The organism is Pseudomonadota bacterium (assembly GCA_016927275.1).
In the GTDB taxonomy this organism is placed as follows: domain Bacteria; phylum UBA10199; class UBA10199; order 2-02-FULL-44-16; family JAAZCA01; genus JAFGMW01.
In genome coordinates this window covers 1-7,407 of record JAFGMW010000085.1, presented here as the reverse complement: position 1 = coordinate 7,407, position 7,407 = coordinate 1, and the positions used below count along the sequence as shown (strand labels likewise).

The 7,407-nt window shown below is 65.2% G+C and carries 7 protein-coding genes and 1 pseudogene; 3 read left to right on the top strand and 5 right to left on the bottom strand.

Annotated features, from left to right (window positions below):
- Positions 1 to 16: 16 nt before the first annotated feature.
- Positions 17 to 508 carry a methylated-DNA--[protein]-cysteine S-methyltransferase gene (locus JXA24_05830; protein MBN1283272.1) on the bottom strand — a complete coding sequence of 164 codons (492 nt, stop codon included), beginning with the start codon at positions 506 to 508 and terminating at the stop codon, positions 17 to 19.
- A gap of 221 nt (positions 509 to 729) precedes the next feature.
- Here JXA24_05830 and JXA24_05825 point away from each other — a divergent pair, with 221 nt between their 5' ends.
- The 3 genes from JXA24_05825 to JXA24_05815 are packed head-to-tail and all read left to right on the top strand — an operon-like array spanning position 730 to position 4,181.
- Positions 730 to 1,122, top strand: coding sequence for a hypothetical protein (locus JXA24_05825; GenBank protein MBN1283271.1), 393 nt, complete (start codon positions 730 to 732; stop codon positions 1,120 to 1,122).
- Positions 1,123 to 1,159: 37 nt separating this feature from the next.
- A complete protein-coding gene (locus tag JXA24_05820; GenBank protein ID MBN1283270.1) occupies positions 1,160 to 1,798 on the top strand; it encodes a hypothetical protein in 639 nt (212 codons plus the stop codon).
- Positions 1,799 to 1,856: 58 nt separating this feature from the next.
- Complete coding sequence (locus JXA24_05815) at positions 1,857 to 4,181, top strand: DNA internalization-related competence protein ComEC/Rec2 (protein MBN1283269.1); 2,325 nt, start codon at positions 1,857 to 1,859, stop codon at positions 4,179 to 4,181.
- Here the strand turns inward: JXA24_05815 and JXA24_05810 are convergent.
- The 4 genes and pseudogenes from JXA24_05810 to JXA24_05795 all read right to left on the bottom strand — a co-directional run.
- The gene (locus JXA24_05810) at positions 4,164 to 4,508 is read right to left on the bottom strand and encodes a hypothetical protein (GenBank protein ID MBN1283268.1); all 345 of its coding nucleotides are present in this window, start codon (positions 4,506 to 4,508) and stop codon (positions 4,164 to 4,166) included. The genes JXA24_05815 and JXA24_05810 overlap by 18 nt on opposite strands.
- A 483-nt stretch (positions 4,509 to 4,991) precedes the next feature.
- Positions 4,992 to 5,126 (bottom strand): annotated as a pseudogene (locus JXA24_05805) (hypothetical protein).
- A gap of 196 nt (positions 5,127 to 5,322) precedes the next feature.
- Complete coding sequence (locus JXA24_05800) at positions 5,323 to 7,161, bottom strand: transglycosylase SLT domain-containing protein (GenBank protein MBN1283267.1); 1,839 nt, start codon at positions 7,159 to 7,161, stop codon at positions 5,323 to 5,325.
- The coding region (locus tag JXA24_05795; protein ID MBN1283266.1) for a D-alanyl-D-alanine carboxypeptidase at positions 7,158 to 7,407 on the bottom strand (250 nt) is incomplete at its 5' end. The genes JXA24_05795 and JXA24_05800, both read right to left, overlap by 4 nt.

Here is a 7,407-nt window from a genome sequence, read left to right as displayed (position 1 = left end):
TCTAATACAATATCTATTATTTAACCAATACACCTTCCAACATAAGGAGCTTTCTTTTCAACGTGGGGCCGCCGGAGAAGCCTCCCAGCGTCCCGCTGCCGGCGATCACGCGGTGGCAGGGGATGAGAAGCGGCAGGGGATTGGCGCCGCAGGCGCTCGCCGCGGCACGGGCCGCGCGCGGCCTGCCCGCCTTCTTTGCCAGCCACGCGTAGCTGCGGGTCTGGCCGCGCGGGATGGTCGCGATCGCGCGCCAGACCCTCTTTTGAAACTCGGTGCCCCGCAGGTCGAGCGCCCCCTTGAACGTGAATCCGCTCCCCATGTCGATCGCATGAAAGAACTTGCGAAACCTCTCGGCGTCCCGGACGATTTTCGCATCGCGCGGCAGGCGGTGGAGGAGGGCCTTCATTCCCCCTGAGAGGGATATGATCAAAAGGCCTTTCTTTGATCTCGCGGCCCATATCCGGCCAACGCCCCGCACCGTGTGTCCCTCGATCCAGATAATTTGCATACTGATGTCATTAGTCTCACGCTGCTCACATGTCAAAATCCTGACTCATATCGCCTGATATTATTCCGTTTTGAGAACTCTTACCGAATTGAGAGGCCCCCCGTCCGAATCGCACCTTAATTAATGTTAATTTACAGCACCTTATGAACCGCTCCCCCGAGGCTCGATGGCACAGTATCTGCAATAAAATGCGCGGGGAGGATAAACTTGGGGGGGTCGGGATGAGAGATATCGAGAAAAAGAGACAGCCGATGGCTGCAGAGGGAGGCGGCAACGAGCACAAGCCGTCCTCTCTGGATCTCATTCGCATGATGGGCGGCCGTTCGAGGCACGTGGGGCGCGGGCCCCGGCGCATGCCGGACAGCGTGATCGCGGTATCCAGGGACCGGGTCACATACACCTTCATCATGGAAAACGAGGTCGCCTCCATACACTTCGACAGCCGCAGGGGGGAGATCTTCTTCAGTGGCCACAACATCCGGAACCTGAAACTGAGCCACGCCCAGACGAAGGCCCTGAAGGCCATGACGGTGGTCCTGGCCGAGGATAAGGCGGGAAAAGAACTTCTTTCCGCCTATTCCGCAACTTTGGATAGGCTCCTTGCCGATAAATAGAGCAGGGGGCGAGTGCGCGCATCGGATTGCGAGTGAGATGATAAGCGATTTCAAAAGGTTATCGGAGCTCACCAGAAAGATCACAGGCCGCGGGGAGCGCGCAGAGCGCATGCACTCCACCGACCTGCCTCTCGACCATCAGCTCACCTTCAGTCCCGAACCGGACCAGCGCTGGACCTATGATCCGGGCATGGGCGTGTGCGTGAACGACACCGATGTGCGGGAACTCGTGCACGACAACCCGAACGACGTGGGCATGCTCTGCGGTCTGTCCCACGGTCTGTACAGGTACCAGCAGTTCGTGTGGTCCAAGGGCGGAAAATCGAACGCGCAGTTCAACGGCGCGGTCAACTCGCTCCAGCACGCGGTGCTCGGCAGGCTTGGAAACATCTACGACACGATCACCGGCGGCATGAGCGTCACGCTCGAGGGAGAGGACCTCTGGCTCAACAACATAAACGTGAGATCGGTGCTCAAGCTCTACGCCCTGAGGCCGACCGACGCCGCTCGATGCTATCTCGAGGGGCTGCGCGACAAAGTGGGCTTGATTCTCTCCCGCAGAAAGACTAGCTCCAAGTACGATGCAGTGCGCGACGAGGCAGCCCGCATCTTCGACGAGATCAACATCGTGCTCTCCGCGGTGCCGAGCTCCGGTCCCCCTCGCCTTTGCGCTTAGCGCAGGCGCCCTCGCAGGATTCCAGATCACGCCGTCTTCGGCATCGCAGCTCTCATTCATGGCCGCGCTGTCTCTGTGCGCCCTTCTCTCCTTCGTCGCGAGAAAAAGGTCCGCAGCGCTCTCGCTCGCGCTCGCCATCGCCGCCGCGTTCTCATTCGGCGCGTGGCGGGCGCAGCTCTCTTCGCGCTCGGCCCTCGCCCCCCTCGGGCTCGCGGGAGGGGGCGCGCCTCTTTTCTGCGAGGGGATCGTGGAGGGCCGGCCGCGCATGAAGGGGTGGGGCGTCTCTTTCGACATGGCGCTTCGCTCCTGCGGCACAACGGAGGACGGGGCGGTGCGGGCGCGCGGGGCCGTGCGCGTGAACGCGAGGTTCGTCCCGGACCGCCTCGCCGACGGCGAGCGGGTGAGGGCGCTTCTCGAGATCAAGAGGCCGCGCGTCTTCCGCAACGCCGGGTCGTTCGATTACGGGCGATACCTCCTCTCGCTCGGGATAGGCGCGGTCGCGACGGCGCGCAGCCCCGTGGCGAGGGTCGAGGCGCGGCCGCGCTGGTCGCCCTCGCGCGCGATGGCTGGCGCGCGCGGCAGGGTGAGCGCCTCGATCGACGCTGCGCTCGACCTTCCCGGGGCGGCGATAGTCAAGGCGCTGGCCATCGGCGACCGCTCCCTCATCACGCCGGAGCTCCGCGACGGGTTCGCCCGCTCGGGGCTCGCCCACCTGCTCGCGCTCTCGGGGCTGCACGTGGGGTACGTGGCGCTCGCGATCTACCTCCTCGTGAGGCTCACCATCGGCCTCGTGCCGCGGCTGGTGAGCCGGATCCCCGCGAGGGCCATGGCCGCATGGGTCACGCTGCCCGCCGTCTGGGGCTACGTCCTCTTCACCGGATGCCCGATCTCCGCCGTGCGCGCGGCGGTCATGCTCTCTGTCTGGCTCGCCGGCGTCATCCTCATGCGCAGGCCCGACGCCATCAACTCGATCGCGATCGCCGTGACGGCGATCGTCGCGGTGTCGCCCGAGTCGGTCCTCTCCGTGTCGTTTCAGCTCTCTGTGGTTGCGGTCGCCGGCATCGCGCTGATCGCGGCGCCGATGATCCGCGCCCTGAAAAAGAGGGGCGAGCAGCCCGGGATCGCGGGCAGGGTCCTGCGCCCCGCGCTCGGCCTCGCGGCGGTCTCGTTCGCGGCGTGCGCGGCCACAGCGCCGCTGGTGGCGTACCACTTCAAGACGTTCACCGCGGTGGGGCTCTTCGCGAACATGCTCGCGGTGCCGCTCACCGGCATCGTGATCGAGCCGCTGGTGCTCGCTGCGACCGCCCTCTCGGCCGCGGCCTCGGGTGCCGCCGTGCCGCTCTGGAAGGGGGCGGGCCTCGCGGCCGGTTGGCTGATCGGCATGGCCTCGTTCTCGTCGGAGGCCGGCGCGCCGCTCATCGGCAGGTGGGCCCCGTCGGTCGCGGAGCTCGCGCTGGCCTACGCCGCGCTGTGCTGCGCCGCCATGTGGAAGAGGTTGCCCTGGAGGGCGGTCCTGGTATCATCGCTGGCCATCGCCATGTTCACCGACGTCCTCTACTACAAGGCTCTCCCCGCCTTCGACCGCAGGCTCACGGTCACGTTCTTCGACGTGGGACAGGGCGACTCTGCGCTCGTGCGGTTTCCCGGCGGGGAGACGCTCCTCATCGACGGCGGGGGACTCAAGCGCTCCTCCATCGACGTGGGGAAAGAGGTGATCGCGCCCGCGCTGCTCTGCATGGGCGTGCGCAGGATCGACCGCGTCCTGCTGTCGCACCCCCACTACGACCACTACGCGGGGCTCGCATCGGTTCTCCGCGAGTTCGGCCCGGCGAAGGTCTGGACCAGCGGCCTCGATGCGCCGCAGAGCGAGGAGGCGGAGTGGGGCGCCTTTCTGGCCGCGGTGCGCGAGTCGGGATCGTCTCTGGAGATGGTCGGTGAGGGGGGCGTTGAGATGGAATCGGGAGGGGCGACGATCGCGATCGAACCGGCGCCCGACTCCGGCTCCGACGACTTCAACGACACGTCGCTCGTGGCCAGGCTCTCGTTCGGCCGCCGCTCGTTCCTTTTCATGGGCGATCTCACCGGCCGCGGAGAGCGCGCGCTCCTCACCTCGATGATGCCGCTCGAATCGAGCGTGCTCAAGGTCGGACACCACGGGAGCGCCGACGCCTCCTCGGCCGATTTCCTCGCCGCGGTGCGGCCCGAGGTGGCGGTGGTCTCCGCCGGCATGGGGAATCCCTACGGATTCCCCCACAGGGACGCGCTCGCGAGGCTCGAGGCTGCGGCGGGCCGCGTCATGCGCACCGACGAGCACGGCGCGGTCGCGGTATCGACCGACGGAGAGGATCTCAGGGTGTCTTCTTTTTCAGGGGGCGGGGGCTGAGCCCTGTGCCGCGAGCTCCCACGACACGAACTTCCAGCCGAACGGGCCCTTCTGGAGCGTGGCGTGAATGCGCTGAACCTGGCCGTCTGCCAGGGTGAGGAACGAGTCCACGGCCACCAGGTGTTTTCGGATCTCGTCGGTGCCGGTGACCTCCACGTCCCTGACCTTGCTTTTGCCGTACACGGTGGTCGGGTATTTTTTCCCGTACTTCTTGAAGTAGCTCCTTATCACCTTCTGGCTGGTTTTGGGCTCGGGGGTGCGCGCGCAGCCCGCGACGAAAAACGCCGCGAGCACGATGAGCGCCGATATCCTGAGGGTCCGATTCATTTCGCCGCTTGCTAACACGCAGAATTGACTCGTGCAACTGTCATTTCTCGCCGTCTTTGGCTGTCCTTAGTAATGCAGTTGCGAAGAGGTCAGGGCGCGCAGATCGTGCCCCACACTCGTTGCGGGGCCTTTTTTGGGGTGCACAGTTTCCGGGCACGGTGCTGCGTTTTTGTGCACCTCTGACTGTCCCTTGTATTGAACAAGATTTGTAACTCGACAATATTCAATCGAAATTTATTGCCTGTGGATAAGCCCTCTCTCGGCATGACTCTTGCTTATAGAAAATCCGAGTCGTGCATTGACAGCGCACCTGCGCTCGCATAGACGAGGGAGGCTTCATGAGGAACAAAAGGCGGGCTGGAAAGATCGAAGAGAACGGCAAAGGCAAGGTTGACACGCCGATCAGCGGACTTGGCGAAAAGGACACGATAATGCACTACAATGCGGTGTTGATCGAAGAACTCAAGGACCAGATGAAGGTGGTCATGGAGTATGTCGCGCTGATTGCAGCGCGGCTTGATAACATGGACCAGAGGCTTGACAGCATGGACCAGAGGCTTGACAGCATGGACCAGAGGCTTGACAGCATGGACCAGAGGCTTGACAGCATGGACCAGAGGCTTGGTGCTATCGAAGTCAGGGTCGAGAGGCTTGAGGGCAGGATGGAGAGGCTCGAGGTTGCTGTCCTGGAGCTGAGGCAAGAATTGAAGGCCCAAGGAGAGGAATTGAGGAGTCACAAGCAGGAACACAGGTATGTGCAGTAAAGAAGATCGGCAAGTCGGGTTTGAGGCCCCGCAGTCGCGGGGCCTTCTTGTTATCTTACAGGGATCTTGAGCGTCTGGCCGCGGTGCACGCCTCGGCCGATGCGGTTCTGCTTCATGATCTCGGCCGGGGTCACCCCGTAGATGTCGGCTATGGAGGCCATGGTCTCGCCGTCCTGCACCACGTGGTGCACCGGGCCGCGCCTGCTCTTCGTGGCGCGCGAGGCCAGCGAGATGAAAAACTCGCCCTTGCCCTCGGGCACCCTCACCGCCGTGCCCGCGGGCACGAGGCGCACGCCCTCCATCGCCCTGCGGCTGAACATCGGGTTGAGCTCGGCCATCAGGTCGAAGGGAATGCGCGTCATCTCAGCCATCTGCGGCAGTGAGACGTGGTAGTCGACCGAGACCTCCTCGTAGCGAAGGGGCTCGTCAAATTTTATGTTGCCGAAGTGGCGCTCGTGGTGCTCGACCACGTCGTATGCGGCCAGAAACTCGAGGAAGAAGTTGCGCGACGCGAAGGCGTAGCCCGGGTGCTTGAACTCGCGCATGATCCTCGCTATGTCGCGCGTGCCGAGCTGCGCCACCGCCTGGGCGATCCTGCCGCGGCCCGCGTTGTAGGCGTTGATCGCCAGCGGCCAGCTGCCGAGCTCCCGGTAATTCTGCGCCAGGAGCCTCGCCGCCGCGTGCGTCGAGGCGATCGGGTCGTTTCTCTCGTCGTAGATCTCGTTGATACGGAGGAAGCGCTTTCCGGTCCCGCGCATGAACTGCCAGATGCCGGAGGCGCCCGCCGAGCTGCGCGCCTGCGTCATGAACATCGACTCCACGAAGATGAGGCGCGTGAGCTCGACCGGCAGCCCGTGCGCCGCAAATATCCTCTCTATCTCGCCCATGTAGCGGTTGGAGTAGGCCAGCCCCGCGATGAACTTGTCGCTCTGCCCGAGCTGCCCCCTCACCCCGTCCTCGCGCGCCGCCCGTTTGAACCTGTCCGGCTCGTTCACCCCGGCGAAGAGCCCCTTGATCCTCATCTCCTCGCTCGAGAGGGTGGAGTCGACCGGCGAGGTGGCGAGCTTCTCGAGCACCGCCACTATCGCGTCCCTGCGCCCGTCGACCCGGTTCTTGCGCATGTGCTCCCGCTCGATGTCGTTTATCCTCGGGTTCCGCTCGATGTCGCCGAGGTCCACCACGTCGTAGACGATCCCGAGATGACGGGGGTGGTGCAGGACCACGAAGTTTTTGTCGTAGCGGGAGTAGATGTCGCGCCAGAAGGCGACGTCCGCCTCGAATCCGTCGGGAGTGGCCAGCCACGCCATCCTGCGCCTGCCGGAGGCGCTGTCGATCGCCGCCGGCGCCCCCAGGGCGATGCTCGACTGCGGGTGAACGACCAGCCTGGTTTTCCCGCTCGCCTTTCCCTGCCGGGCTGCCTCTTCGAAGGCGGGCGAGTCCCCGTAGGGGTCGCCCGGCGCGAGGTCCGACTCCTCGGGTGCCGCCATCGGCGATGCGGCGGCCTGCGGCCGGTCGTACGCGAGCATGCTCTCCTCGCCGCCGTCGTCTATGGCGACCCCCGCGCCTCCCGCGCCCTCCATCTCGTCGATCTCCGGCGGCGGCGCTTCCCCCGGCTGTCCCTGGAGGCCCCCAGCCGGCGCGGCCTCGGTCGAGCCCTCGGGCACGAAGCGGGCGAATATCCCCTCGTGCCTGCCACCCTCGGCCCGTTTCCCCCGTGCCGCGAGATCCACGATCGAGGAGATGCCCGCGTGCCGCGCGGCGAGCGTGGGCGCCCCGCCGGCGCGGCTCGTCTGCTGGGGAAGGATGACGAGCGCGAAGCAGGCGAAGCCGGCCGCTATGCAGGCGATGAGCAGCGCCTCGATGATCTTCCTCTCACGGGTCTGTATCATCTCTGTCCCCCCGCTATCGATCTCACCACCTTGAGCTGTGCCTCCTTCGCCGCCCACGGCCCCTTGGGGAGGCCGTTGGCGAGGATGGCGAACGCGGCGAGCCGCCGGTCGGGCATGGGCACGTATCCGGCCAGCGTGCTCACGCCGTCGAGCGTGCCGGTCTTGGCGTAGACGCTTCCCACGAGGTCGGGGGCCATGCGCCCCCACTTCTTCATGGTGCCGTCCACGCCCAGCACGGAGAGCGAC